Annotated in this window: 22 protein-coding genes; 14 read left to right on the top strand and 8 right to left on the bottom strand. The window is 68.1% G+C overall.

Annotated elements, in window-relative coordinates:
- Positions 1 to 21 precede the first annotated feature (21 nt).
- Positions 22 to 489: a Dps family protein gene (locus LF63_RS11885; protein WP_043102074.1), complete on the bottom strand. Its 468-nt coding sequence runs from the start codon at positions 487 to 489 to the stop codon at positions 22 to 24.
- A 193-nt stretch (positions 490 to 682) separates the two neighbouring features.
- Here LF63_RS11885 and hrpA point away from each other — a divergent pair, with 193 nt between their 5' ends.
- The 4 genes from hrpA to LF63_RS11865 all read left to right on the top strand — a co-directional run bounded on the left by hrpA (position 683) and on the right by LF63_RS11865 (position 9,120).
- Positions 683 to 4,693: an ATP-dependent RNA helicase HrpA gene (gene hrpA, locus LF63_RS11880; RefSeq protein WP_043103807.1), complete on the top strand. Its 4,011-nt coding sequence runs from the start codon at positions 683 to 685 to the stop codon at positions 4,691 to 4,693.
- Between the two features lie 55 nt (positions 4,694 to 4,748).
- Positions 4,749 to 6,848 (top strand): RelA/SpoT family protein, encoded by a 2,100-nt coding sequence (locus LF63_RS11875; RefSeq protein WP_043102071.1) that lies wholly within the window; start codon positions 4,749 to 4,751, stop codon positions 6,846 to 6,848.
- A gap of 75 nt (positions 6,849 to 6,923) precedes the next feature.
- Positions 6,924 to 8,603: a hypothetical protein gene (locus tag LF63_RS11870; protein WP_043102069.1), complete on the top strand. Its 1,680-nt coding sequence runs from the start codon at positions 6,924 to 6,926 to the stop codon at positions 8,601 to 8,603.
- A gap of 124 nt (positions 8,604 to 8,727) precedes the next feature.
- Positions 8,728 to 9,120 (top strand): DUF1761 domain-containing protein, encoded by a 393-nt coding sequence (locus LF63_RS11865; protein ID WP_043102067.1) that lies wholly within the window; start codon positions 8,728 to 8,730, stop codon positions 9,118 to 9,120.
- A 9-nt stretch (positions 9,121 to 9,129) separates the two neighbouring features.
- Here LF63_RS11865 and LF63_RS11860 read toward each other — a convergent pair whose 3' ends face one another.
- Positions 9,130 to 10,497, bottom strand: a complete 1,368-nt coding sequence (locus LF63_RS11860) for an adenosylmethionine--8-amino-7-oxononanoate transaminase (protein ID WP_043102065.1) — start codon at positions 10,495 to 10,497, stop codon at positions 9,130 to 9,132.
- 66 nt (positions 10,498 to 10,563) lie between these two features.
- Here LF63_RS11860 and LF63_RS11855 point away from each other — a divergent pair, with 66 nt between their 5' ends.
- From LF63_RS11855 to mazG, 5 genes are read left to right on the top strand one after another with little or no spacing between them, the layout of a single operon-like run.
- Positions 10,564 to 11,322 carry a type II secretion system protein N gene (locus LF63_RS11855; RefSeq protein ID WP_043102063.1) on the top strand — a complete coding sequence of 253 codons (759 nt, stop codon included), beginning with the start codon at positions 10,564 to 10,566 and terminating at the stop codon, positions 11,320 to 11,322.
- Positions 11,319 to 12,098, top strand: a complete 780-nt coding sequence (locus LF63_RS11850; RefSeq protein ID WP_200877550.1) for an inositol monophosphatase family protein — start codon at positions 11,319 to 11,321, stop codon at positions 12,096 to 12,098. Before LF63_RS11855 ends, LF63_RS11850 begins: the two co-directional genes overlap by 4 nt.
- 26 nt (positions 12,099 to 12,124) lie before the next feature.
- A complete protein-coding gene (nudE, locus tag LF63_RS11845; protein WP_043102060.1) occupies positions 12,125 to 12,682 on the top strand; it encodes an ADP compounds hydrolase NudE in 558 nt (185 codons plus the stop codon).
- 9 nt (positions 12,683 to 12,691) lie between these two features.
- Positions 12,692 to 13,501, top strand: a complete 810-nt coding sequence (cysQ, locus tag LF63_RS11840) for a 3'(2'),5'-bisphosphate nucleotidase CysQ (RefSeq protein ID WP_052395026.1) — start codon at positions 12,692 to 12,694, stop codon at positions 13,499 to 13,501.
- 29 nt (positions 13,502 to 13,530) lie between these two features.
- Positions 13,531 to 14,373: a nucleoside triphosphate pyrophosphohydrolase gene (gene mazG, locus LF63_RS11835; protein ID WP_043103803.1), complete on the top strand. Its 843-nt coding sequence runs from the start codon at positions 13,531 to 13,533 to the stop codon at positions 14,371 to 14,373.
- A gap of 56 nt (positions 14,374 to 14,429) precedes the next feature.
- Here the strand turns inward: mazG and LF63_RS11830 are convergent, their stop codons facing one another.
- The 3 genes from LF63_RS11830 to LF63_RS11820 all read right to left on the bottom strand — a co-directional run bounded on the left by LF63_RS11830 (position 14,430) and on the right by LF63_RS11820 (position 18,161).
- Entirely contained in the window at positions 14,430 to 14,909 is a 480-nt protein-coding gene (locus LF63_RS11830) for a hypothetical protein (RefSeq protein ID WP_052395024.1), read from the bottom strand.
- Between the two features lie 88 nt (positions 14,910 to 14,997).
- Positions 14,998 to 17,478, bottom strand: coding sequence for an ABC transporter permease (locus LF63_RS11825; protein WP_043102059.1), 2,481 nt, complete (start codon positions 17,476 to 17,478; stop codon positions 14,998 to 15,000).
- Complete coding sequence (locus LF63_RS11820; protein WP_043102056.1) at positions 17,475 to 18,161, bottom strand: ABC transporter ATP-binding protein; 687 nt, start codon at positions 18,159 to 18,161, stop codon at positions 17,475 to 17,477. Before LF63_RS11820 ends, LF63_RS11825 begins: the two co-directional genes overlap by 4 nt.
- Between LF63_RS11820 and LF63_RS11815 the strand changes: the two genes are divergently transcribed.
- The 4 genes from LF63_RS11815 to LF63_RS11800 all read left to right on the top strand — a co-directional run bounded on the left by LF63_RS11815 (position 18,160) and on the right by LF63_RS11800 (position 21,899).
- A complete protein-coding gene (locus LF63_RS11815; RefSeq protein WP_043102054.1) occupies positions 18,160 to 18,804 on the top strand; it encodes an arylesterase in 645 nt (214 codons plus the stop codon). The genes LF63_RS11820 and LF63_RS11815 overlap by 2 nt on opposite strands.
- A gap of 91 nt (positions 18,805 to 18,895) precedes the next feature.
- Positions 18,896 to 19,267 carry a BlaI/MecI/CopY family transcriptional regulator gene (locus tag LF63_RS11810; RefSeq protein WP_043103801.1) on the top strand — a complete coding sequence of 124 codons (372 nt, stop codon included), beginning with the start codon at positions 18,896 to 18,898 and terminating at the stop codon, positions 19,265 to 19,267.
- 19 nt (positions 19,268 to 19,286) lie between these two features.
- A complete protein-coding gene (locus tag LF63_RS15310) occupies positions 19,287 to 20,768 on the top strand; it encodes a M56 family metallopeptidase (protein WP_161782347.1) in 1,482 nt (493 codons plus the stop codon).
- A gap of 183 nt (positions 20,769 to 20,951) precedes the next feature.
- Entirely contained in the window at positions 20,952 to 21,899 is a 948-nt protein-coding gene (locus LF63_RS11800; protein WP_043102051.1) for an aldo/keto reductase, read from the top strand.
- 168 nt (positions 21,900 to 22,067) lie between these two features.
- Here LF63_RS11800 and LF63_RS11795 read toward each other — a convergent pair whose 3' ends face one another.
- From LF63_RS11795 to LF63_RS11785, 3 genes are all read right to left on the bottom strand, one after another.
- Complete coding sequence (locus LF63_RS11795; protein ID WP_043102050.1) at positions 22,068 to 22,643, bottom strand: response regulator transcription factor; 576 nt, start codon at positions 22,641 to 22,643, stop codon at positions 22,068 to 22,070.
- Between the two features lie 53 nt (positions 22,644 to 22,696).
- Complete coding sequence (locus LF63_RS11790) at positions 22,697 to 23,959, bottom strand: ATP-binding protein (protein ID WP_043102049.1); 1,263 nt, start codon at positions 23,957 to 23,959, stop codon at positions 22,697 to 22,699.
- Between the two features lie 96 nt (positions 23,960 to 24,055).
- The gene (locus LF63_RS11785; protein WP_043102046.1) at positions 24,056 to 25,603 is read right to left on the bottom strand and encodes a peptide MFS transporter; all 1,548 of its coding nucleotides are present in this window, start codon (positions 25,601 to 25,603) and stop codon (positions 24,056 to 24,058) included.
- A 257-nt stretch (positions 25,604 to 25,860) separates the two neighbouring features.
- Between LF63_RS11785 and LF63_RS11780 the strand changes: the two genes are divergently transcribed.
- Positions 25,861 to 26,235, top strand: a complete 375-nt coding sequence (locus tag LF63_RS11780; protein ID WP_043102043.1) for a diacylglycerol kinase — start codon at positions 25,861 to 25,863, stop codon at positions 26,233 to 26,235.
- Positions 26,236 to 26,266 lie beyond the last annotated feature (31 nt).

Below are 26,266 nucleotides of genomic sequence, written 5' to 3'. Positions count from 1 at the left end.
TTGCATGCCGTGTCGCGTGGCTCACTGCAGCAGCGAGCGCAGCATCCAGGCGGTCTTTTCGTGGTCCTTCAGGCGGCCGATCACCAGGTCGGCAGTGCCTTCGTCGCCGGCGTCTTCGGCGACTTTCACGGTCTTGCGCGCGGTGGCGGCGGCGATCTCGTGGCCCTCGACGAGCTGTTCGACCATGTTCTTCCAGTCCGGCACGCCGGTTTCCTCCTTGATCGAGGTCAGCTTGGCGAACTGCGTGTAGGAACCCGGCGCGACGACGTCGAGGGTGCGGATGCGCTCGGCCACTTCGTCGGCGGCCATCCACAGCGCGTTGTACTGCTGCTCGAACATCAGGTGCAGGCTGTTGAACTGCGGGCCGGTGACGTTCCAGTGGAAGCTGTGCGTCTTGAGGTAGAGCGAGTAGGTGTCCGCCAGCAGGCGCGAGAGGCTCTCGGCGATCGCCTCGCGATCCTGTTGTGCAATGCCGATGTCGATGGCCATGTGCGTATCTCCTTTGCTGAGGGGGAAACGATGGGTCCGCATGTTACGCGGGGCGCCCTGAATCCGATGTGGACGAGGACGGGAACGCCGTGTTTGCGACCCGCCATGTACATCAGGATGGGGGCGATGCAGGCGCGAGGGAAATGGATAGTGCTGATCGCGGCGATAGCGTCGGGCTATCATGTCCGGTCCCATGAACGACACCACCGCCGACCACGACGCGATCCGCGATCTGCCCGCGCTGCGCAAGCGCCTGGGGCAGGTCTGCACGCGCGACTTCGGACGCCTGCTCGGGCAGTGGCGCAAGCTGTCGCGTCAGCGCCAGGCCGGGGGCGAGGCGCTGGCGAAACTGCAGGCGCGCGTCGAGGCTTCGGTCGCCCGTCGCGCGGCGCGCGCGGCGGCGGTGCCGAAGGTGGCGCTCGATGCCGCGCTGCCGATCAGCGAGCGCGCCGACGACATTCTGGCGGCGATCCGCGATCACCAGGTCGTCGTGATCGCCGGCGAAACCGGCTCGGGCAAGACCACGCAGCTGCCGAAGCTGTGCCTGGCGGCCGGACGCGGCGCGGCGGGGCTGATCGGCTGCACCCAGCCGCGGCGGCTGGCGGCGCGTTCGGTGGCGCGCCGCGTGGCCGAGGAACTGGGCACGCAGATCGGCCAGCAGGTCGGTTTCCAGGTGCGCTTCACCGAGCAGGTCAGCGATGACAGCCTGGTCAAGTTCATGACCGACGGCATCCTGCTGGCCGAGACCCAGCGCGATCCGTGGCTGAGTGCCTACGACACGCTCATCATCGACGAGGCGCACGAGCGCAGCCTCAACATCGACTTCCTGCTCGGTTACCTGAAGCGGTTGGCGCAGCGGCGGCCGGACCTGAAGATCATCGTCACCTCGGCGACCATCGACACCAAGCGCTTCGCCGAGCATTTCGACGACGCGCCGGTGATCGAGGTCGAGGGCCGCGCCTACCCGGTCGAGGTGCGCTGGCGGCCGCTGGAAGCGCTCTCGGGTTCGGCGGGCGGCATCCAGCAGGGCAGCGCCGAACACATCGCGCGGGTGCTGGACGAACTCACCGCCGAGGACCCGCGCGGCGATGTGCTGGTGTTCCTGCCCGGCGAGCGCGAGATTCGCGACACGCATCTGCTGCTGTCGCGCCGCCAGTACCGGCACACCGAAGTGCTGCCGCTGTACGCGCGGCTGTCGGCGAAGGACCAGGACCGCGTGTTCCATCCGGGACCGGCGCGGCGCGTGGTGCTGGCGACCAACGTCGCCGAGACCTCGCTGACCGTGCCGCGCATCCGCTACGTCATCGACACTGGCACCGCGCGGGTGAAGCGCTACAGCCAGCGCAGCCAGCTCGAACGTCTGCATGTCGAGCCGATCTCGCGCGCCGCCGCCGACCAGCGCAAGGGCCGCTGCGGACGCGTCGGGCCGGGCGTGTGCGTGCGCCTGTACGACGAGACCGATTTCGACGGTCGGCCGCGTTTCACCGATCCCGAGTTGCTGCGTTCGTCGCTGGCCAACGTGATCCTGCGCATGCTCAGTCTGAAGCTGGGCGAAGTCGAGGACTTTCCGTTCCTGGAGACGCCCGAACCGAGCGCCATCGCCGACGGCTACCGCCGACTCGCGGAGCTCTCAGCCATCGACGATGCCCGCGCGCTGACGCCCATCGGTCGCGAGCTGGCGCGCCTGCCCATCGACGTGCAACTGGCGCGCATGCTGATCGAGGCGAAGCAACGCGATGCGCTGGATGCTCTCCTCACCGTGGTCGCGTTCCTCAGCGTGCAGGACCCGCGCGAACGTCCCGCCGATGCGCGCGGCCAGGCCGATGCCGCACACAAGGTCTTCGCCGATCCGAAGTCCGATTTCGTCGGTGTGCTGAACCTGTGGCGCGCCTACGCGACCGCCCACGAGGAGCTCACGCAGTCGAAGCTGCGCGACTGGTGCCAGAAGCATTTCCTCAGTTACCTGCGCATGCGCGAATGGCGCGAGCTGCATCGTCAGTTGAAGCTGGCGATGGGCGAACTGGCGCGCGATGCGGTGCAGTCGGACGCGCCACCGCGGCAGCGTCGTGGCAAGGCGTCCGCACCCGCGGAAAAGACCGTGTCGGAACGGACCGTGAAGAACGCGCGCGCGGCGTCACGGCAGGACGACGCGGAGACGCTGCCCGCCGACGCCTACGAGGCCATCCATCGCTGCCTGCTCGCCGGTCTGCCGACGCAGGTCGCGCACAAGGACGAGAAGGGCGTGTTTCGCGGCACGCGTCAGCGCAGCTTCAAGGTTTTCCCGGGCTCGGCGCTGGCGAAGTCGCCGCCGAACTGGTTGTTCGCGGCGCAGATTCTCGACGTCGGCGGACGCGTGTGGGGCATGCTCTGCGCGCGCGTCGATCCGCGCTGGATCGAGGAGCAGGCCGCGCATCTGATCCGCCGCTCGCACAGCGATCCGCACTGGTCGCGCAAGCGCGGCAAGGTGGTCGCCTACGAACAGGTCACGCTGTTCGGGCTGAGTCTGGCCGAGCGCCGCACGGTGACGTTCGAGCAACAGGACCCGGCGCTGGCACGCGCGATCTTCCTGCAGCAGGCCTTGGCGACGGGCGACATCGATACCCGCGTCGATTTCGTGCGCGCCAACCAGCGCGTGCTGGAGCAGGCCCACGAACTGGAAGCCAAGCAGCGTCGCGAAGGGCTGCTGAAGTCGCCGCAGGACCTGGCGGCGTTCTTCGAGGACAAGCTGCCCGCGGACATCGCTTCGCGCAGCGCGCTGGAGAAGTGGTACCGCAAGGCCGCGCCGGCCAAGCAGGCCGCGCTGCGCTGGACGCTGGACGACATACTCGACGTGTCGCCCGAGCTGGACGCGCACGCTTTCCCGGCGCGGCTGGAGATCGACGGTCAGCGCTATCGTCTCGAATACCGTTTCGTGCCCGGCGACGAGGCCGACGGCGTGACGCTGCACCTGCCGCTGGCGATGCTCAACGCGTTGCCGGCCACGCGTTGCCAGTGGCTGGTGCCGGGGCTGCTGGCCGACAAGGCGGCCGCGCTGATCCGCAGCCTGCCGAAGGGCCTGCGCCGCAACTTCGTGCCCGCGCCGGATTTCGCGCGGGCGTTCTGTGAGGCCGTGTCCGCCGCCGACGAACCGCTGCACGCCGCGCTCGCGCGCTTCCTGCAGCGTGCCACCGGCGTCGAGATCGAGGCCGCGGCCTTTGCCGGCGCCGAATTGCCGGCGCATTTCGCGATGCGCTTCCGGCTGCACGACGAGCACGGCCGCACGCTGGCGACGTCGCGCAGTCTGGATGCGTTGCGCGCGGACTGGAGCGGCGACGCGCGCGCGGCGTTCTCGCGTCAGGCCGATGCCGACCTCACCCGGGAGGACGTGGTCAGCTGGGACTTCGACGATCTGCCCGAGCGCGTGCGTTCGGAAGGCGGTCTGGATGCCTGGCCGGCGCTGGTCGATCAGGGCGCGTCGGTGGCGCTGCGCGTGTTCGAGCGCGCGGACGAGGCGCGCGCGGAGCATCTGCGCGGCGTCGAGCGGCTGCTGCGGCTGTCGCTGGGGCCGGCGCTGAAGCAGGCGCGCCGCAAGTTGCCGATCGGCAACGCCGTCGGCCTGAAGTACGCGCCGCTGGGCAGCATCGACGGCCTGCGCGAGGATCTGGTCGAGGGCGGTCTGGCCGATCTGCTGCAGGCGCGCGACCTCGACCTGCGCACGCGCAGCGACTTCGACCGCGTGCAGGACGAACTGGCGCGCGGCGTGTTCGCGGCCGCGGTCGAACGGCTGACGTGCGCCGAGCCGATCATCGAGGCGCAGGCCGAACTCAAGTCGTGGCTGGAACCGCCGCTGATGGGCTTCGCCGCCGCCAGCTACGACGATCTGGGCGAACAGCTCGATGCGCTGCTGCAGCCCGGTTTCCTGCGCGATCTTCCGTTGGATCGCCTGCGCCAGTTTCCGCGCTATCTGCAGGCTATGCGCCTGCGTGCCGAGCGTCTGCGGCAGGACCCGAAGAAGGATCAACAGCGCCTGCTGCAAGTCCTGCCGTACTGGCGTGTCTGGTTGCAGCGGCGCGCCGAGGGCGGCGAGGACCTGGACGAACTGCGCTGGATGATCGAGGAATTTCGCGTCTCGCTGTTCGCGCAGGAACTGGGCACGGCGGTCACGGTGTCGCCCAAGCGCATGGCGCGCGCGCTGCACAAGGTCGAGCGCGGCGGCGACGCCTGAGCGATACCACGCGCCGTCATTTCGTCCGGCCCACGCTTCGTACTAGGCTCGTCCCATGACCGCATCGTCTCGTCCACCGCAGGCTTCCGCCCCCGCCTCGCCGTTGCTGCGCGACGCGCTGGACGCCTGTGCCGGTCTGCCCGAATCCGCGCGCGAGACACAGCAGCACACGCTGGAACTGCTGGCTGCGCTCGGCTGCGACGAGGAAACCCGCGCCGCGGCGCTGTGGTTCGCCGTCGCCGAACACGACCGCGCCGCCTGGGACGCGGTGAGCGCGGCGCTGCCGCAGACGCTGGTGCGTCTGGTCGAGGGTCAGTTCGCCGCCGAGCGCGTGTGGGCGCTGCACGCCGAGCGCAGCGGCGCCAGCGAAGGCTTGCGGCGCCTGCTGCTGGCGATCATCCGCGACGTGCGCGTGGTGTTCGTGCTGCTGGTACGCCAGCTGTTGCGCATGCGCGGCGCGGCCAAGTTGCCGGCGGAGGAAGCGCGTCGGCTGGCCAAGCTGACCGCCGACATCCACGCGCCGCTGGCCAACCGTCTCGGCATCTGGCAGCTGAAGTGGGAGCTGGAGGATCTGGCCTTCCGTTTCCAGCAGCCCGATGTCTACAAACGCATCGCCAAGTTGCTCGACGAGCGCCGTGTGGATCGCGAGCGTTTCATCCGCGAGTGCATCGACACGCTGGGCGGCAAGCTGCGCGAGGCGGGCATCGCGGCGGACATCGCGGGCCGGCCCAAGCACATCCATTCCATCTGGAAGAAGATGCAGCGCAAGCATCTGGATTTCGACGAGCTGTACGACATCCGCGCGCTGCGCGTGCTGGTCGACGACGTGGCCGACTGCTACGCCGCGCTGGGCGTGGTGCACGGTCTGTGGCCGCACATTCCCAAGGAATTCGACGACTACATCGCGCGGCCCAAGCAGAACGGCTACCGCTCGCTGCATACCGCCGTGCTGGGGCCGGGCGGGCGCACGCTGGAAGTGCAGATCCGCACCCACGCGATGCATCGCGACAACGAACTCGGCGTGGCCGCGCACTGGCGCTACAAGGAGGGCGGCTCGAACGACGCGCAGTTCGAGAAGCGCGTCGCCTGGCTGCGCACGCTGCTGGAATCGCGCGGCGACGACGATGCCGGCCTGCTGGCCGATTTCGAGACCGCGCTGGACGAGGATCGCGTCTACGTGCTGACGCCGCGCGGCGAGGTCGTGGACATGCCGCGCGGCGCGACCGTGCTCGATTTCGCGTATCACATCCACACCGACGTCGGGCATCGCTGCCGCGGCGCCAAGGTCAACGACCGCATCGTGCCGCTGACCCATCAGCCGCGCAGCGGCGACCGCGTGGAGATTCTCACCGCCAAGCAGTCCGAGCCCAGTCGCGACTGGCTGTCGCCGCATCACGGCTACCTGCATTCGGGACGCGCGAAGGACAAGGTGCGCGCCTGGTTCCGGCGCAAGGAGCACGCGACCAATCTGGTTGCCGGGCGTGCGCTGCTGGAACGCGAACTCAAGCGACTGGCGATGACCGACGCCGACCAGGACGCGCTGGCGCGCAAGCTCGGCTTCCAGCAGCCGGAAGAGATGCTGGTGGCGCTGGCGCTGGGCGAGCTGTCCACGGCGCAGGTCGCGCGCAGTCTGACCGAGAGCGAGACCGATGCGCCGGCGCCGCGTCCCGCGCCGCCGCGGCGCAGCGAACGCGTCGACCCCGGCGCGATGCGCGTGCAGGGCGTGGGCGATCTGATGACCACGCTGGCGCGCTGCTGCCAGCCGCTGCCGGGCGATCCGGTGCGCGGTTACATCACCAAGGGGCGCGGCGTCTCGGTGCATCGACGCGATTGCGCCAGCCTGATGCGCCTGGCGCGGCGCGACCCCAAGCGCGTGATCGAAGTCGAATGGGGACGCGCGCCGGAGCGCGCCTACGAAGCCACCGTGCGCGTGCTCGGCTACGACCGCAAGGGGCTGCAGAAGGACGTTACCGGACTCATCACCAATTTCGGCGCGCCCATCGTCGCCTCGTCCAGCCGCCTGTTCGCGCGCACCGGCGAGGCGGAAATGACCTTCACCCTGCGGGTGCGCGATTTCGAGCAGTTGTCGGTGCTGCTGGCGCGTCTGGAAACCCTGCCCAACGTGATCGAGGTGGAACGGCTGGCTGCCGGCTGAATGCGGCCCCGACACAAGTGCTGGCGCGGGTTTGACGATGCTAAGCTGAACGGAGTCAAGGTTTCGAGCTCTTCCATGGGCGAACAACGCAACTCCGGGTCGCGAGGCCGCACCGAACCGAGCCTGGGCGATCTCGACCAGCTGCACGGCCGTCCGGCCGCCGCGCCGTCCGCTTCCCCGCCGTCCGCGCAGCCCGACATGGTGCTGCCGGGCGAAACGCGTCGCCGAGCGAGCGCGCCGCCGCCGCCGTCCCCGCGCCGCGGCGGTTCCCGGCGTGGCTGGCTGTGGCCAGTGCTGGCCGTGATCGTGATCGCCGTCGGCACCCTCGCCTGGCTCAATCAGGATGCGTTGCGCGGACTGTTCCCGCGCACCCAGCTCAACAGCCTGCTGGCGCGCGCCGACGCGGCCTATGCCGCCGGCAACCTGGAAGGCAATGACGGCAACAGCGCGCGCGAGTTGTACGGAGCCGTGCGCGCCCTGGAACCGGACAACGAGCAGGCCAACGCCGGCCTGCGCAAGGTTGGCGAGGCCGAATTGCAGCGCGCCCGCGACGCCATCGCCAAGGGCGATTACGCCGACGCGCAGGCCGCCGTCGAGGACGCGCGCGAGTTGCTCGGCGGCGGCGACGACGTGCACGACGTGTCGCAGCAGCTGCTGAAGGCGCGTCAGTCGCAGGCGCAGACCGATGCGCTCATCACGCAGGCGCAGTCGGCGCTGGCGGCGGGCAAGCTCGACGGCGACCAGGGCGCGGCCAAGCTGTTCCAGCAGGCGCTCAAGGCCGATCCGGACAACGCCGTCGCGCGCCATGGCCTGGACAAGGTCGGCGACGCCTTGGCCGGGCAGGCGCGTGCCGCGCTCGACGCCGGGCAGCTGGATCAGGCCGACAACCTGATCGGCGACATCGCTTCGCTGATGCCCGGTTACGGCGATCTGCCGTCGCTGCGCGCGCATCTGGCGCAGGCGCGCCAGCAGTCCGAAGCGGCGATCCAGCAGCATCTGCAGCAGGCCAGCGACGCGCTGCGCGCGGGCAAGTTCACCGGCGACGGCGACGACAACGCGCTGGCGCAGTTCCAGGCGGTGCTCAAGCTCGATCCGGACAACGCGCAGGCCAAGGCCGGCGTCGGTCAGGTGGCGCAGGCGCTGATTCTGCGCGCCAACGCGTCGATCGATGCGCAGGACTTCAAGGATGCCTCGACACTGCTCGATCAGGCCCAGCAACTGGCGCCGCACTCGTCGGATCTGGCCGCGGCGCGCTCGCGTCTGAGCAGCCAGCAGCAGGCGGCCGGGCAGGATCAGCCGGCCACTCCGCTCAGCCCGCAGCAGCAGGCGCGTGTCGACGATCTGCTCAAGCGCGCGCAGGCCGCGCTCGACGCTGGCGACATCATGCTCCCGCCCGGCGCCAGCGCCTACGACCTGTACAGCGAAGTGCTCAACATCGACGGCAACAACCGCGATGCGCTGGCCGGTCTGCAGGGACTGGCCGGACACGCGCGCATCCGTTTCGATCGCGCCATGAGCAAGGGCGACCTGGCGCAGGCCAGCAAGATGCTCTCGGTACTCGAACAGCTCGTGCCTGGCGATACATCGCAGGTCGGCATGCGACGCCGGCTGGCCAGCGCCTGGCTCGACCAGGCCGAGAAGCGCCTCGACGAAGGCAATCGCGCGGCCGCGCAGCAGGCGCTGCAGGCCGCGGGTAAGCTGCGTCCCGATGCGCCGCGTCTGCAGGCGCTGCGCACGCGCCTCGGCAACGGCTGACATCCGCCCTCGTTGCGCTCACGCGGGCGTGGCACGCCGAACGGCCTGCGCCTTTGGTTGCAATGACATGGACGTCCATATCGGGGTAGCGTTGCCCGAAAGGACGAGCGGCGCGGGGTGAACCATGCGGGATGTCGAACTGTGGGCGGTGCTGGCGGCGGCGATGTCGAGCTTCGTGCTGGGCAGCCTGTGGTACGGCTTCGTGTTCCAGCGTCTGTGGACGCGCGAAGCCGGCGTCAGCCCGGAGAAATCCCCGCCGCTGCTGCGCACGTTCCTCAGCGCGTTCGTGCTGAGTCTGCTGTCGGCGTTCGTGTTCTCGCTGTTTCTCGGGCCGTCGCCGGAATTCCGTTTCGCGGTCGGCGCCGGACTGATCGCCGGCCTGTGCTGGGTGGCGACCAGCTTCGGCATCAACTACCTGTTCGCGCGGCGCAGCCTGAAACTGTTTCTGCTCGACGGCGGCTACCACACGCTGCAATTCACCCTGTACGGCGTCGTGTTCGGCGCGTGGCCGGTCTGAGCCGTCGGTTCAGGCCACCGCGCGTTCGATGCCTTCGATGGCGACGTCGACCAGATGGTCGATCTCGCTCTCCGTGACCACGTACGGCGGCATGAAATAGACCACGTTGCCGAGCGGCCGCAGCAGGCATTCGCGGGTCAGACCGTGCAAGTACACGCGCATGCCGCGGCGTTCCTCGAACGGGAAGGGCGTGCGCGAGGCCTTGTCGCGCACCAGTTCGACCGCGGCGATCATGCCGGTCTGGCGCACGTCGGCGACGTGCGGATGATCGCGCAGCGGCGCCAACCGCGAGGCCAGGTGGGCGGCGAGGCGGCGGTTGTTCTCGATCACCGGTTCGTCGCGGAAGATCGCCAGCGTCTCCAGCGCCACGCGGCAGGCCAGCGGATTGCCGGTGTAGCTGTGCGAATGCAGAAAGGCCTTGCCCGAGGCGTATTCGGCGTAGAACGCCTCGTACACGGCGTCGGTCGTGAGCACGGCCGACAGCGCCAGCGTGCCGGCGGTCAGCCCCTTCGACAGGCACATGAAATCCGGACGCACGCCGGCCTGTTCGCACGCAAACATCGTGCCGGTGCGGCCGAAGCCGACGGCGATCTCGTCGGCGATGAAGTGCACGTCGAACTCGTCGCACAGCGTGCGCAGGCCGGCCAGATAATCCGGGTGGTACATGCGCATGCCGCCGGCGCACTGCACCAGCGGTTCGACGATCACCGCGCAGATCTCGCCGGCCTGCCGTTCCAGCACGGCGCGCAGATCGCCCAGACGGCGCGTGGCGACGTCGGCGGGCGTTTCGCCCGGCTCGGCGTCCCAGGTGTCCGGCGACGGCGCCAGGATCGGTTCCAGCAGCAGCGGCGCGTAGGTCTTGCGATACAGCGCCACGTCGCTGACCGACAGCGCGCCCAGCGTTTCGCCGTGGTAGCTGCCGGTCAGGGCGACGAAGCGGGTCTTCTCGCCGTGGCCCTGGTTGAGCCAGTAGTGGAAGCTCATCTTCAGCGCCACCTCGATGGCGGACGAACCGTTGTCGCCGTAGAACACGCGGTTGAGGCCTTCGGGCGTCACCCGCACCAGTTCCTCGGCCAGCTGCAGCGCCGGCTCGTGCGTGAAACCGGCGAAAATGACATGCTCCAGTGTGCGCGCCTGGTCGGCCAGCGCGGCGGCGATGCGCGGATTGGCGTGGCCGAACAGGTTCACCCACCACGAGCTGATGCCGTCGATATAACGTTTGCCGTCGGCGTCGAAAAGCCACGCCCCTTCGCCGCGCACGATGGGTACCATGGGGATGGTTTCGTGGTCGTGCATCTGCGTGCACGGATGCCACACGTGTCGAAGATCGCGCGCTGCGAGTGCGGCATTGCCGGAGAGCTTTTTGGTGTCGTTCATGCCTTACATCATCCCCGTCCAGGGCGCTTGTACTCAAGCGCCGGACTGTGGCAGGCAGGTGAAGCCGTGATCGGCCGGTTCTTGCGTGGACTGCTGCTGGTGCTGCTGATCGTGGCGGTGCTCGTGGCCTTCTTTCCCGCGTCCTGGGCGTGGCGGCTGGCGCGCGATCATGCGCCGCAGCTGCAGGTCGGCGCGCTGCACGGCAGCGTCTGGAACGGTCGCGCCGAGGACGTGGTCTACGCCGGCATGCCGCTGGGCGAGGTGGACTGGACGCTGTCGCGGCTGGCGGTTTTCGGGCATCTGCGACTGGATGCGCGCGTGGACGGTCCGCTGTTGCGCGGCGACGGTCGTCTGCAGCGCCGCGGCGATGTCCTGATCGGCCGGGATTTGCACGCGGTGGTGCACGCGCAGCGTCTGCCCATCACGGTCGGTTCGCCGGGGCTGCAACCGATGGGCGATGTGGAGATCGACATTGCACGGCTGCACGTGCGCGATCGCTGGCCGCAGCAGCTGGACGGCACGGTGAGCTGGCAGGCGGCCCTGGCCGATGCGCAGGGGCCGGTGTCGCTGGGTCGTTTGCATGCGCGGCTGCACGAGCAGGCCGGCACCACGCTGATCGCGACGCTCGGCGACGACGGCGGTCCGCTGGCGCTTTCCGGACAGGCGCAGGTTTCGCTGCTGGGCTGGCGTCTGGACGCGCGTCTGCAGGCGCGCGACGGCGCGACGCGCGTGCGCCAGGTGCTGTCGCACCTCGGTCCGCTGCAACAAGATGGCACACTGATCGTTCGCCGCCAGAGCGGGGCACTGATGGGAGCAGCACGTTGAGCGACACGTTTTCTCTGCAGCAGGCGCTGGACACGGCGCGCGAGGCGGCGCAGGCCGCGGCCGAGGTGATCCGCCACTACTGGCAGCACGGCGCACAGGTCGAACTGAAGGCCGACGACACGCCGGTCACCGTGGCCGACCGCGAGGCCGAGCAGGCCATCCGCCGGATCATCGGTACGCGCTACCCTGAGCATGGTTTCTACGGCGAGGAATTCGGTCGTCAGGGCGAGGGTGATTTCCTGTGGCTGGTCGATCCGCTCGACGGCACCAAGAGCTTCGTGCGCCGCACGCCATTCCTGTCCACGCAGATCGCGCTGATGCATCGCGGCCAACTGGTGCTGGGCGTGTCCTCGGCGCCGATCTTCGGCGAGACGATGTGGGCCACGGTCGGCGGCGGCGCGTTCCTCGACGGCGCGCCGGTGCATGTCGCCGGCACCGAAACGCTGGCGCAGGCGTCGATCTCCATCAGCAACGTCGCCACGCTGACCGCCGATGCGCGCTGGGACGCGCTCGGTCAGCTGATCCGCGACAGCAACCGCATCCGCGGCTATGGCGATTTCTGTCACTACCACCTGCTGGCGCGCGGCGGCCTGGACGTGGTGATCGAGTCGGACGTGAACATCCTCGACATCGCCGCGCTGGCGGTGATCGTGCGTGAGGCCGGCGGCGTGTTCAGCGATCTGTACGGCAACGAGCTGAATCTGGACACGCGCAGCGTGCTGGCCGCCGTGCCGGCGCTGCACGAGCCCGTGCTGCGGCGGCTGCAGCGGACCTGACATCCCGGCGGGCGTACAATGACCGAATGAGCCGCAAGTATCCGATCATCCACGACACCCGCACCGTCGAGCGCAGCCGCTTCCTGCACATCGAGGAAGTGGATCTGGAATTCTCCAACGGCGAGCGGCGCACCCACGAACGTCTGCTCAGCTCCGGACTGGGCGCGGTCATCATCGTGCCGATGCGCGACGACGACACCGTGCTGCTGGTGCGCGAGTACAGCGTCGGTCTCGACCACTACGAGCTGGGCCTGCCCAAGGGCCGCATGGATCGTGACGAGAGCGTCGAGCAGGCCGCCAATCGCGAACTGAAAGAGGAAGCCGGTTTCGGCGCGCGTTCGCTGCGGCACATCGGTTCGCTGTCGCTGTCGCCGGCGTACATGAGCCACGTGACCAACGTGGTGCTGGCGCAAGACCTGTTTGCCGAGAAACTGGAAGGCGACGAACCGGAGCCGCTCGACGTGGTGGCGTGGAAGCTGTCCGAGCTGCACCTGCTGCTGGCGCGCGACGACGTCACCGAGGGGCGCTCCATCGCTGCCCTGTTCATGGCGCGCGAGTATCTCGCCGGCCGCTATCGACCCTGAAGGAAGGACATGAACGACCTGCTGCGCGACGACATGCTGACCGCCGCCGTGATCGGGATTGCCCGTCGCGCCGGCGACGCGATTCTGGAGGTTTACGGACGCGACTTCGACGTCGAACAGAAGGCCGACGATTCGCCTCTGACCGCCGCCGATCTGGCCGCGCACCGCATCATCGTCGACAGCCTGCAGGCGCTGACGCCGGAGATTCCGGTGCTGTCCGAGGAGTCGGCCGACATCGCCTGGGACGTGCGGCGCGGCTGGCAGCGTTACTGGCTGGTCGATCCGCTCGACGGCACTCGCGAGTTCGTCAAGCGCAACGGCGAGTTCACCGTCAACATCGCCTTGATCGAAGGCGACCGCAGCGTGCTCGGCGTGGTGCAGACGCCCGTTACCGGCGACCTCTACTACGCACGGCACGGTCATGGCGCGTTCCGTCAGGAGCGTCCGGACGACGAGCCGCAGCGGCTGCGCACGCGCCAGGCCGACGCGCCGCTGACGGTTGCCGGCAGCCGCTCGCACGGCAGCGAACGCCAGCGCGAGCTGCTGGCGCGACTGGGCGAGCACGAGCTGATCGCGCGCGGTTCGTCGCTGAAGTTCTGTCTGGTCGCGCGCGGCGACGCCGACCTGTATCTGCGTGCCGGCCTGACGTCCGAGTGGGACACCGCGGCTGCGCAGTGCGTGCTGGAAGCCGCCGGCGGCGCGGTGCGCACCTTCGACGGCGAGCCGCTGCGCTACAACCGCAAGGACTCGCTGCTCAATCCCGAATTCATCGCCGTGGGCGACGCCGGCGTCGATTGGGCCGCGCGCCTGGCGTCCTGAGTGCGCACGCGAGCGCGGAAACCGACATCATGAGCGAACCTCGTTCCATCGACGAACTGCTGACCATCATGGCGCGCCTGCGCGATCCCGAGCGCGGCTGTCCGTGGGACGTGCAGCAGGATTTCGATTCCATCGCCGCCTACACGGTCGAGGAAGCCTACGAGGTCGCCGACGCCATCGACCGGCGCGACTACGGCGACCTGCGCGACGAACTCGGCGATCTGCTGCTGCAGGTGGTGTTCCATGCGCGCATGGCCGAGGAGGCGGGCCTGTTCGATTTCGCCGATGTGGTCGGCGCGATCAGCGACAAGATGGTGCGGCGCCATCCGCACGTGTTCGGCGACGCCCGCTTCGAGGACGCTGAGGCGCAGACGCGCGCCTGGGAGCAGATCAAGGCGGCCGAGCGTCGCGACAAAGGGGAAGAAGACACCAGCGCGCTGGCCGGCGTCGCGCGCGGCTTGCCCGAGTGGAAGCGCGCGTTGAAGTTGCAGAAGCGCGCGGCGGCGGTCGGCTACGACTGGCCCGATCACCGTCCGGTACTGGACAAGCTGGACGAGGAACTGGCCGAGGTGCGCGCCGAGTTCGACGCCGGCAGCGAGCCGGCGCGACTGGAGGACGAGATCGGCGACGTGTTGTTCGTGCTGGTCAACCTGACGCGTCACGCCAAGGTCGATTTCTCGCGTGCGTTGCGCCACGCCAACGCCAAGTTCGAGCGGCGCTTCCGCCGCATGGAAGCGCTGGCCGCCGCGGACGGCACGCTCATGGATCAGCGCGATCTGCGCAGCCAGGAAGCGCTGTGGCAGCAGGTCAAGCAGGAAGAACGCGAAGGCGAGAACACGGCATCGTCCGACCGCGCCGCCGCCGCACCCTGAAACGACAAGCCCCGGCATCGTGCGATGCCGGGGCCGCGATCCGACGCGCGGTCACCTTACTTCGGCGCGTTCGCCTTCATGGCGTTCAGACGCGTCAGGTCCTCGTTGAGGCTCTTGCGCAGCGTGGCGATGGCCGCGCCGCTGTCGCGCGGACGCATCTGCGCGCGGGCCAGGGCGTGGTAGGCGTAGTTACGCACCATCGGGTCCTGGGTCTTGGCCAGCACGTCGTTGTACAGCGACGGCAGCTGGTCGGCCTTGCCCGAGCGCACGTAGAGATGCGACAGCTCGCGCAGGTCGGCGATCACCGCACCGGCCGGACCGCCGTGGCGGCCCATACGGTGCATGCCGCGTTTGCCGTGTTGGCCGTGGCGATGGCCGCCCATCGAACCCTTCCAGGCAGGACGCGCGCCGTCCATCTTCATCGGCTGGCTGGCCGGTGCCGGCGGCGCGGGCGGCGTAGTCTGTTGAGCCAGAGCGAAACCGCCGGTGGCGATCAGCGCGGTGGCGAGCGCGGACAGCAGAAATGTGCGTTGCATGAGGCGTTCCTCGGTTCGGGGTGGTGGGAGGAAAAACGCGTCAGCCTCGCAAACGGTTGACGTGCGCCGCGCATCGAGAGGTTTCCGTTCAGCCTCGGCGCAGCAGTCCCAGCGGCGAAGTGCGGATCACGCGACGGGTGCCGGCCAGGCCGATCAGCATCACGGCCAAAGCGGCCAGCGCGGCGGTCACGATCAGCGGCTGCAACGGCGGCAGGTAATGCGGAATACGGAACACTTGCCGCGCCAGCCAGAGGCCGGCGCCGGCCGCGCCGAGCGCCGCGGTCAGTCCCGCGATCAGGCCCAGCAGCGCGAATTCGCAGGCCGCGGCGATGCGCAGTTGCGTCTTGTGCGCGCCGAGCGTGCGCAGCAGGGCGGCTTCGTGTTCGCGTTCGCGCGCACTGGACGCCAGCGCGGCGACCAGCACCAGCACGCCGGCCAGCAGGCTGAAGCCCAGCACCCAGCGCACGGCCACGCTGACGCGGTCGATGATGCCGCGCACGCGATCGAGCAACGCATTGACGTCGATCAGGCTGAGGTTGGGGTAGTCGCGCGACAGTGTCGCCAGGGTGTTCGAGGCTTCGCGCGGCAGATAGAAACTGGCGATCCAGGTATGCGGCAGGCGTCCGGCGTGCGCGGGGTCCAGCAGCAGGAAGAAGTTGACCTGGAACGAGGTCCAGTCGACCTTGCGCACGCTGGAGACGGTCGTGGTCAGGTTCGCTTCGCCGACCTGGAACGTCATGCGGTCGCCGGGCTTGAGCTGGAACAAGTCGCGCCAGCGCTCGTCGATCGAGACCATCGGCGTCGGCGGATCGGCGCCTTGCCAGGTGCCGGCGACCACGCGGTTCGAGGAAGGAAGTTCGGCGCTCCACGACAGGCGCAGCTGGCGGTCGGCCCAGCGCTTGGCGTCCGGGTCGTCCAGCTTCATCGCATCGATCGGCGTGCCGTTGATCGACACCAGTTTGCCCACGGCCAGCGGCAGCATGTTGAGTTTGTCGGCATGCATGGATCGCAGCGCCTGCTCGAAGCCCGGGCGCTGGTCGGTCTGCAGGTTCAGCACGAACCAGTTGGGCGTGTCCGACGGCAGTTCGCTGCGCCAACTCTGCAGCAGCGACGGCGCGATCACGCCGAGCAGCAGCAGCGCGGTGAGACCCAGCGACAGCGCCGTGGCCTGGATCAGACTGAGGCTGCGTCGTCGCGCCAGCGCCGCCAGACCGAGGCGCAGACCGGGGTGCGCGCCAGGCGCGATGCGTCGGGCCAGCCACAGCAGCAGCAGCGACAGCAGTACCGCCGCCAGCACTACGCCGAACAGGCTGGCGGCGAGAATGGGGCCAAGACGCGGATTGCCGGCCTGCAGGCCGATCAGGGCGACTGCGACGAGGATCGGCAGCAGGTACAGCGCGTCGAAGCGGCGCACGCGTCGCGTCATGCTGCGACGGAACACGGCGACCGGGGCCACGTCGGCCAGTCGCGCCAGCGGCGGCAGGGCGAAGCCGATCAGCACGGCCAGCCCCATGCCGACGGCGGCCAGCGCCGGCAGCCACGGCAGCTCGGTCGGCACCCGCGTCAGCAGCGCGCCGGCGAGATGCCAGGCCAGCTGTGCCAGCCCCAACGCCAGCGCCGCGCCCAACGCCAGCGCGGGCAGGGCGAGTGCCGCGAGCGTACCGGCGAGCAGACCCAGCACGCGGCGTCGCGGTGTGCCGAGCGCGCGCAGCAGGGCGACTTCGTCGGTCTTGCGGCGCGCATAGCGCTGCGCGGCGAGGGCGATGGCGACGCCAGCCAGCAGCGCCGCCAGCAGGGCGGTCAGGCGCAGGAAGGCGCCGGCGCGATCGAATGCCGAGCGCATGCGTTCCTGCGTGGTCTGCGGCGTGATCAGGCGCTGCCCTTTCTGCAACTGGGGACGGATCTCGGCGACGTAGCGCGCGACCTGCGGCGGCGCGCCGGCGATCAGCAGGTCGTGGCCGGCGCGGCTGCCGACACCGAGCAATCCGGCCTGTTCGGCGTCGGCGAGATTCATCACCACGCGCGGCGCCATCGACACCAGCTGGCCGCCGTCGGGCAGTGCGCTCAGCTCGGCGGCGATGCGCAGGTCCTGACCGCCGACCTGCACCCGCTGGCCAATGCGCAGTTGCAGATCGCTCAGGGCCCGGTGATCGAGATAGACGTTGCCGCGCGCCGGACCGTGTACGACGTGTTCGTGCCCCTGCGCATCCCGCGTGCGCAGGCTGCCGCGCAGCGGATAGGCCGCGTCGACGGCGGTCACGTCGAGCAGCTGATTGCGGTCGCCGGCGAAGGCGACGCTGGGGAAGGTGGCGACGCGGCTGGTCTTCAATCCCAGCGCATGAGCGCGTGCGGCGAAGTCGTCCGGCAGCGGCGAGGCGCCGTGCACGCCGATGTCGCCGCCGATCAGTTCGGCCGCGCTGGCGGTGATGCCGTGCTCGACCCGCGTCGACAGCGTGGCGACCACGCCCAGCGCGGCCACGGCCAGCACCAGCGCCGCCGCCAGCGTGCGCAGTTCGGGCAGCCGCCATTCGCGGCGCAGCGTGCGCAGGGCCAGGCGCAGCAGCTTCACGCGGATTCCTTCAGGCGGCCGTCGTCGAGCTCGGCGATGTGCATGCAATGATCGGCCAGGCGCATGTCGTGCGTGACCAGCACCAGCGTGGTGGCGTGGCTCTGGTTGAGATCGAACAGCAGCTCGCGGACCTTGTCGCCGGTGTGGCGGTCGAGGTTGCCGGTCGGTTCGTCAGCAAACAGGATGCGCGGCTGGTGCACGAAGGCGCGCGCCAGCGCGACGCGTTGCTGTTCGCCGCCGGACAGCTGATGCGGGTAGTGGCCGCGTCGCGCGTGCAGGCCCACCGCATCCAGCGTGGCGCGTGCGCGTTCGCGCGGGTTCTCGCCGCCGTCCAGTTCCAGCGGCAGCATCACGTTTTCCTCGGCGGTCAGCGCCGGCATCAGGTGGAATGACTGGAACACGAAGCCGACCAGTTGCCGGCGCAGCGCGGCGCGGGTTTCCTCGTCGCTGTCGTGCAGGGCGTGGCCGTCGAGATGGATCTGACCGCCGCTGGGCGTGTCCAGACCGGCCAGCAGGCCGAGCAGGGTGGTCTTGCCGGAACCGGAAGCGCCGACGATGGCCAGGCTCTCGCCATGCGGAACGCGCAGGTTCACGCGTTCGAGGATGTCGATGCGTCCGGCCGGTCCCACGACATGCTTGCTAACATCGCGGGCATCGAGTGCCACCTTGTCGGATTCCGTCATGCGTCGTTTTCCCGTGTTGCTGAATGCCCTTTGGACCCTCTGCATCCTGGCGTGGTTCGCGATGCCGGTGCAGGCCGCTGCGCCGCGCACGGTGCTGGTGCTGGGGGATTCGTTGTCCGCTGCGCACAATATCGCCGCCGAACAGGGCTGGGTCCACCTGCTCGATGCACGTCTGAAGGATATGCGGCCGGCCTGGCGCGCAATCAATGCCAGCATCAGCGGCGAGACCAGCCTCAGCGGTCGCAACCGTCTGCCGGCGCTGCTGAAGCAGTACAAGCCACGGGTCGTGGTGCTGGAACTGGGCGCCAACGACGGCCTGCGCGGTCTGCCGCTGGATCGCATGCGCGACAATCTCGCGGCCATGATCGAGGCCAGCCAGGCGGCCGGCGCGCGCGTGCTGCTGCTGGGCATCGAACTGCCGGTGAACTACGGGCCGCGCTACCGCGACGCCTTGCGCGAGGTCTATGTCGATCTCGCCCAGCAGTACCACACGGCGCTGGTGCCGTTCCTGCTCGACGGCGTTGCGCTCGATCCCGCTCTGATGCAGGCGGACGGCCTGCATCCGACGGCAGCCGGCGAACCGCGCGTGCTGCAAAACGTCTGGAAGGCCTTGTATCCGCTGCTGGAAAAGCCCGTGCACTGAGACGTGCTTCAAAGGCGCCATGAAGTGCTTGACCTTTTTCTGTTTACGTGTGTAAATGAATCATCGTTTACACGTGTAAATGGAGTTCCCGATGGGCATCAGCGAAGCCGAAGCGGCGGTGATGGAAGTGCTGTGGCGCGGTGCGCCGCGCAGCGCGGAAGAGATTCTCGAGGCGGTCGGCGCCGACCGCGACTGGCGGGAAGGCACGGTCAAGTCCCTGCTCAACCGTTTGCTGAAGAAGAAGGCGATCCGCGCCGAACGCGACGGTCGCCGTTACCTGTATACGCCGCTGATTGCGCGTGAAGCCTACGTCTCGCAGGAGAGCAAGGGGCTGCTGGACCGTCTGTTCGACGGCCGCGTCGCGCCGCTGGTGGCGCATTTCAGTGAACAGCGCAAGCTCAGTCGGCGCGATATCGCCGAACTCAAGCGCCTGATCGAGGAGCTGGACGATGAACGCGGCTGAGCTGCTGGATCGTCTGTGGATGGCGACGCTGGCCGTCACGGCCGGCCTGTGTCTGGTCGGCCTGATGCGTCGACCGTGGCGACGCGCGTTCGGCGCGGAGCAGGCCTGCCGTCTGTGGTGGCTGCCGCTGTTGGCGTTGGCGGCCAGCCAGATTCCGCACATCGCGCGCGGGACACAGGCATGGCCTATCTGGTTGAGCATGCGCTGGGATGCCGTGCCTGCGGCCGCCACGTCGACGGCGAGGCTTTCCTTCGATGCCGCCACGGTTTGGTTGGTCGTGTGGTTGCTCGGATGGGCCCTGGTGCTGCTCTACGAGACGGTTCGCCAGTACCGTTTCGCGCGTCGTGTGCGCAGGGTGGGGCAGCCGACGCAAAGCTACGCCGGATTACCGGTCGTGCGTTTGAGCGGTAGCGCCGAGGGGCCCGCATTGTTCGGATGCTGGCGACCGAAGATTCTGGTTCCGGCGGATTTCGAGCGTTGCTACGACACCGATGAACGCACGTTGATCCTGGCGCACGAACGCATGCATGCCCGACGCGGCGACTTGCCGTGCTTGTTGATCGGCGTGGTGCTGCGCGCGGCGTTTTGGTTCAACCCGATGTCCTGGTGGGCGTTGCGTTGTCTACGCCAGGATCAGGAACTGGCTTGCGATGCGGCCATGCTGCGCCGTGAAGGGACACGTCCGCGTCGTTACGCCGATGTACTTCTGAAAGCACAGTTTTCTTCCACCTTGCCTGCGCCGATGGGATGCGCGTGGCAAACCCATCCCGTCAAGGAGCGCATCACCATGCTGAAGAAGCATCGTCCGACCGTTGTTCGCCGTATCAGTGGCGTCTTGAGCGCCGCATTGTTGGCGGGTGTCCTTGTCACCGCCGTGTATGCAAACACGGCGATACCCGGGGAGCCCACAGTGTCGGCGCACGGCACGGCGACCGGACCGGAATATCAGCTGTCCATCGCCATGCAGGTCGAATCGCATCACGGCAAGGATGTGCATGCGCAGAGCGCGGACATGGCGTTGTGCATGCGCGCGGCGCAGTACGGCCAGGTGATGTTGGGCGATGTCGTATTGAATACGCATCTTCACGTGCTCTCGGATGACCGCGTGGCCGTGGACGTGAAGGTGAATAAGGGAGCATACGCACCGGACACGAAACAGCTCACGGGTGCGTTCGGGCATGTCATGCATACCGAGTTCCTGGGCCAGGGCGATGCGGCAGCGGCCGAACGCCGTGTGCGGCTCGACGTCACGCCGATTCGCGGCTGCCCGGCGCGCAACACGGTCAGCACGAAAATGCGAGACAAGTCCGTACGCGATGCCGCAGAGACGATTGCGGCGACGGCGGGTCTGATCCTGGACAACCCGCAGGCACTGAGCGTGCGCGAGGTGAGCTTCCACTTCAAGGACATGGATCCCGTCAAGGCCATGCATCTGCTGGCGCAGGTCGACGGCAAGCGTGCGGTATTCGACGGCAAGCATGTGCGCTTCGAGGCGCAGTGAACGGCGTGCGTTGCATCGCGTGCGCGGTCACGGTTGCGCTGAAGGACCCCAGTGTGGCGCGATGCGATGATGGCCGGCGTGCATGGCTTGCCATGGAGTGCAGGGCAGGGCGCTGATGTTTGACAGCCTGCGTGCGCCGCGCGCAGGCTGTCTTGCTTTGGACCGTCACGTTCGGAGCAAGGCATGGAACTTCGCAGGCTGGGTCGCTCGGCGCTGGAAATCGCGCCGCTGGCGCTGGGCGGCAACGTGTTCGGCTGGACCGCGGACGAAAAAGCCTCGTTCGCCGTGCTCGACGCGTTCGTCGAGGCCGGTTTCCAGCTCATCGATACCGCGGATGTCTATTCGCAGTGGGTGCCCGGACATGTCGGCGGCGAATCCGAAACCGTGATCGGCAAGTGGCTGCGCCGCAGCGGCAAGCGCGATCGGGTGCTGATCGCGACCAAGGTTGCCAAGGACAGCCGGCGTCGCGGGCTTTCGCCCGACAACATCCGTCTTGCGGTCGAGGAATCGCTGCAGCGCCTGGGCATCGAGACCATTGATCTGTACCAGTCGCACGAATTCGATCCCGACGTGCCGCAGGCGGAGACGCTGGGCGCCTACGCGCGGCTGATCGAGCAAGGCAAGGTGCGCTTCATCGGTGCGTCCAACTTCACCGCGGCGCAGATGCGCGAGGCGCTGCAGGTCAGCGCCGAGCACGATCTGCCGCGCTACGAGTGCATGCAGCCCGAATACAACCTGATGGAACGCGTGGAGTACGAGGATGCGCTGCAGACGCTGGCCGTGGACGAGCGCATCGGCGTGATCAGCTATTTCGCACTCGCCAGCGGCTTTCTCAGCGGCAAGTACCGCAGCAGCGACGACCTGGGCAAGAGCGCGCGCGGCGGTTCGGTGCAGAAATACCTCAACGCGCACGGTCTGAAGGTGTTGCGGGCGATGGACGACATCGCTGCGCATCATGACGCCAGCACCGTGCAGATTGCCCTGGCGTGGCTGATGGCCAAGCCGGGCATCACGGCCCCGATCGCCAGCGCGACGAGCACGCAGCAGTTGCAGGAGCTGGTTGGCGCGGCGCGCCTGAAGCTGGCGGCGGAGGAGATCGAACGGCTGGACCGGGTCAGCGCACGAAGCTAGGCGCGTGGGTGGCGTACGCTGTTCGGGCGATCAAACCGTCTGCTCGGTCCATCTCGCTGCCGTCGCTTGGCCCATGGCGACGAGCAAGGGAACGCAAGGCGTCGAAGACCGGTTTCGCTGGAGCTGACTTGTCGCCGCGATCTTTTCTGACGCCTGGATACCTGGGCGTCAGTCGTCGCGTTCCTGCGGCCGCTCGCGCACCGGATGCTTGGCGAGCTTGCGCTGCAGCGTGCGGCGGTGCATGCCGAGGCGGCGGGCGGTCTCGGAGATGTTGCCGTCGCATTCGTTGAGGACGCGCTGGATGTGTTCCCACTCCAGCCGCCGCAGCGGCAGCGGTCCGTCCGGTGCCTGCGCGCCGGGATCGACATCGGCGTGATGATCGTCGCCGCCGGTCAGCGCGCGCACCACGGCATCGGCGTCGACCGGTTTGGCCAGATAGTCGTGTGCGCCGCGCTTGATCGCCTCGACGGCGGTGGCGATCGAGGCGTAGCCGGTCAGCAACAGGATGCGCATGCCGGGCGCCTGGCGTCGCAGTTGGGGAATCAGCTGCAGGCCGTTCTGTTCGCCGAGCTTCAAATCCAGCACGCAGTAGTCGGGTTGCAGACGCTGCACCTGGGCCAGGGCGTCTTCGGTGTCGTGCGCGATTTCGATCTGGAAACCGCGCGATCCGAGCGCGCGGGAAAGCACGCGTGCGAAGGTGATGTCGTCGTCGACGATCAGCAGTTTGGCATCGGAAGCATTCATGATGTCGCGAAGTGTACCGGATGGAAGCGGTCTTGCCGTGGCCGTCGCATGGCTCAGTAGGTCGTGATCGGCAGACGCAGACGGATTTCGCCGCCGCCGTCGATATTGCGGGCGACCAGCTCGCCGTCCATGCGCTCGGCGGTCGCCTCGGCCAGCGCCAGGCCGAGCCCCAGACCCGACTGCTTCTGCGTGTAGCCCAGCCCGGTCAGCGTATCCAGGTCGGCGAAGCCTGGGCCGCGGTCGCGCACCGCGAGCTCGAACCATGACCCGTGAATGCTGGCGTCGAGAAACACGTCGTCGTGGCCGTTGCTGGCGGAGGCATCGGCGGCGTTGTTGAGCAGATTGATGAGCGCATGATTCAGGCCGGGCTGCAGATGCAGCAGGAATTCCGGCGGCGCCTTCAGCGTCAGCTGCACGTCGGTCTCCGGGCGCAACAGGCGGAAACGCTCCAGACAGCGCTGCACGAAGGCCTGCATGCTGATGGTCTCCGGGGTCTGACTCAACTGCGCCTTGCCGAAGCTGACCATCTCGCGCAGGCTGTCACGGCAGCGTTCGACCTGCGTCTGCAGCAGTTCGAGATCCTCGTCGAGCTGATCGTCATCGGTGTGTTCGCGGCGCAGTTCGGGCAGCAGCGTGCGCATGGTCGACAGTGGCGTGTTCATCTCGTGCGCGGCGCTGGCGGCCTGGGTGGCGATGGCGAGAATGCCCTCGTCGCGCAGCGCGCGTTCGCGGATGCGCTGCACCTCGCCCTGCTGCTCGCGCAGCGCCTGCGCCAGCCGCGAGATGAACACGCCCAGCAGCAGCGCGGTGATGATGAAGTTCACCACCATGCCGGCCACCAGCAGGCGGAAGTCGGTGAAGCCGTAGGTATGGATCGGCGGCAGCGGCAGCGACCACAGCAGCAGCACCAGGTACGCCAGTCCGCAGATCACGGCCACGCCGAGCACGGCGGCAGTGGACAGCGCGGCGGCGCTGAGGCCGATCGGCACCACCATCAGGGTAATGAAGGGGTTGCTGGCGCCGCCGGTCAGGTACAGCAGGTAGCTCAGCACCAGGGTGTCGACCAGGATGTGGCCGACGCATTCCAGCTCGCTCAGCGGCCAGGTGCGCTGCAGGCGCCAGGCGGCGAAGGCGGCGAACACGGCCAGCGCGCCGACGCCGACCAGCAGCGACAGCAGCGGGATGGCCATGTCCAGCCAGAAGTAGACGGCGAAGATCGCGAAGCATTGGCCGGCGATGGCCGACAGGCGCAGCCAGGCCAGCGAACGGGCCAGTGCGCGCGGGCCGGTGCGCAGGGTGTGGGCGTTCGAGTGCACGTCGAATCCTGCAGAAAGAAGCGCCGTCATCCTAGCGCAAAAGAAAAGGGCCGCCGGGGATGCCGGCGGCCCTTCGATGCGCGGAACGCGTGAAACTTATTCTTCGGAGCCGATGGTCGGCACGCCGGTGTCGGTGGCGACGTTGTGCTCGTGATGCTGCATGTTGAGCTTGCGCATCAGCGGCAGCACGGCCAGCGCGATCACCGTGCAGACGATGCCGGCCACACCGAGCTTGAAGAACAGGTTGGTGTAGATCGGCATGGTCTGCAGCGGTTCGGTGATGTCCTTCGGCACGCTCGCGTAGTTGGCCACCACGCCGCCCAGGTACTGCGAGATGCCCGAGGCCACGAAATAGGCGCCCATCATGAAGCCGCCCATGCGCGCCGGCACGTAGCGGGCAATCATGGCCAGGCCCAGACCGCTCACCAGCAGTTCGCCCAGCGAGGAGAAGCCGTAGCCCCAGACCATGATCCAGGAGCTGGCCTTGCCCGGCTCCGTGGTGAAGTGCGGCGCGGCGCTGTAGATGAAGAAGCCGATGGCCACGGCGGCGAAGCCGAGCGCGAACTTGGTGGCGATCGACAGATCCTTGCCCTTGTTGCCGGCGCTCGTATACATCCACGCCAGGATCGGGCTGAGGATCATGATCCAGATCGGGTTGAACGACTGGAACTGCGCCGGCTTCCAGGTCCACAGATGCAGGCCGAAGACGTTGAAGCTCCAGTCCACGTTGCGCAGCGCGAACAGGTTCAGCGAGGTCGACATCTGCTGGTAGAACACGAAGAAGAACACCGTCTGCACGGTCAGCACCAGGGCGGCGATCAGGCCCGGACGTTCGTTCTTCTTGCCGATGACGATGAGGTAGATGAAGATCGCGGCGACCACGATGCCGGCCAGGATCACGAACGCGCGCGCCACGCTCTCGTAGTTGAGGATGATGGCCGCGGCCACCACCGCCAGGGCGCTCAGACCGAGCACGGCGCCGAGCTTGCCCCACTGCACCGGCTTGTCGTCCGCCGGCGAACCGACGTGGCTCATGGTCAGGCGCATGAAGGAATAGTTCAGCAGCCCCAGCAGCAGACCGAAGCTGCACACGGCGAAGGCGGCGTGCCAACCCAGTTCGCGGCCCCAGTGCTGGTTGACGAAGTCCTTGATCCAGGGCGTCAGCAGCATCGAGATGGTCGAGCCGATGTTGACCGCCATGTAGTAGATGGTGAAGGCGCTGTCGATCTTGGAATCGTCGCCTTCGTAGATCTTGCGCACCAGATTGCCGGCGTTGGGCTTGAACAGGCCGTTGCCGACCACGATCACGCCCAGCGCGGAATACAGGAACCACACGCTTTCGGTAGGCACGGCCATCAGCGCGTAGCCGGCGGCGAGGATGGTGGCGCCCAGCAGCATGGTGCGGCGGGTGCCGAGGATCTTGTCGCCGACCCAGCCGCCGATGGCGGGTGCGACGTAGATCAGGGCGGCGGCGGCGCTCCAGGTCAGGTTGGCGCGATCGTCGTCGAAGCCCAGACGCTGGACCATGTAGTAGATGATCAGCGCCTGCATGCCGTAATAGCCGAAGCGCTCCCACATCTCGATCAGGAACACAGTCGTGAACGAGCGGGTCTGCGATACAGGTGGTTTTATTGTGGTACTCATAATGTTTCCGCTGTGACGGTCAGAAAACCCTGACGGCGCGCAGCCGCCTCCCCTAGGCGTGCCTTCTTCGAGGCACATTTCCTCAAGAGTACCTGATCGGCACGCGTGTACTTGTTGCGTTGCAACACGAGTATCTCGGTCACGGCGGAGCCCTGGGGGAGCGCCTATGGCATGATGCCGCCCTTGTGGAGCGTTGCGCGGACTGCGGTTCCGGGCGTGACGCTCCCGCCCTCATTGTGCATATCGGGAAACAGGCGATGGCCAGCATCGAATCACGCGGTCCGCGGCAAATCTGGAAGGCTTTCCAGTGGTCGATCAAGGGCCTGGGCGCGGCCTACCGACACGAGGCCTCGTTCCGTCTGGAACTGTATCTTTCCGTGGTCCTGATCCCGCTCGGCCTGTGGCTGGGCGACGGCGCGGTGGAGAAGATTCTGTTGGCGGGCACGCCGCTCATGGTGCTGAGTGCGGAGCTGCTCAATTCCGGCATCGAGGCCGTGGTCGACAAGGTCAGCCCGGAATTCCACGAGCTGGCCGGGCGCGCCAAGGACATGGGCTCGGCGGCCGTGTTCCTGTTGATGCTGCTGGTGACGATGACGTGGGGGCTGCTGCTTGGGCCGCGTCTCTGGTCGTGAGCGCGAAGGTTCGATCCTGATCTGCGGACAA

This window comes from Oleiagrimonas soli (assembly GCF_000761445.1).
GTDB lineage: Bacteria > Pseudomonadota > Gammaproteobacteria > Xanthomonadales > Rhodanobacteraceae > Oleiagrimonas > Oleiagrimonas soli.
This window is presented reverse-complemented; position numbering and strand designations above follow the sequence as displayed.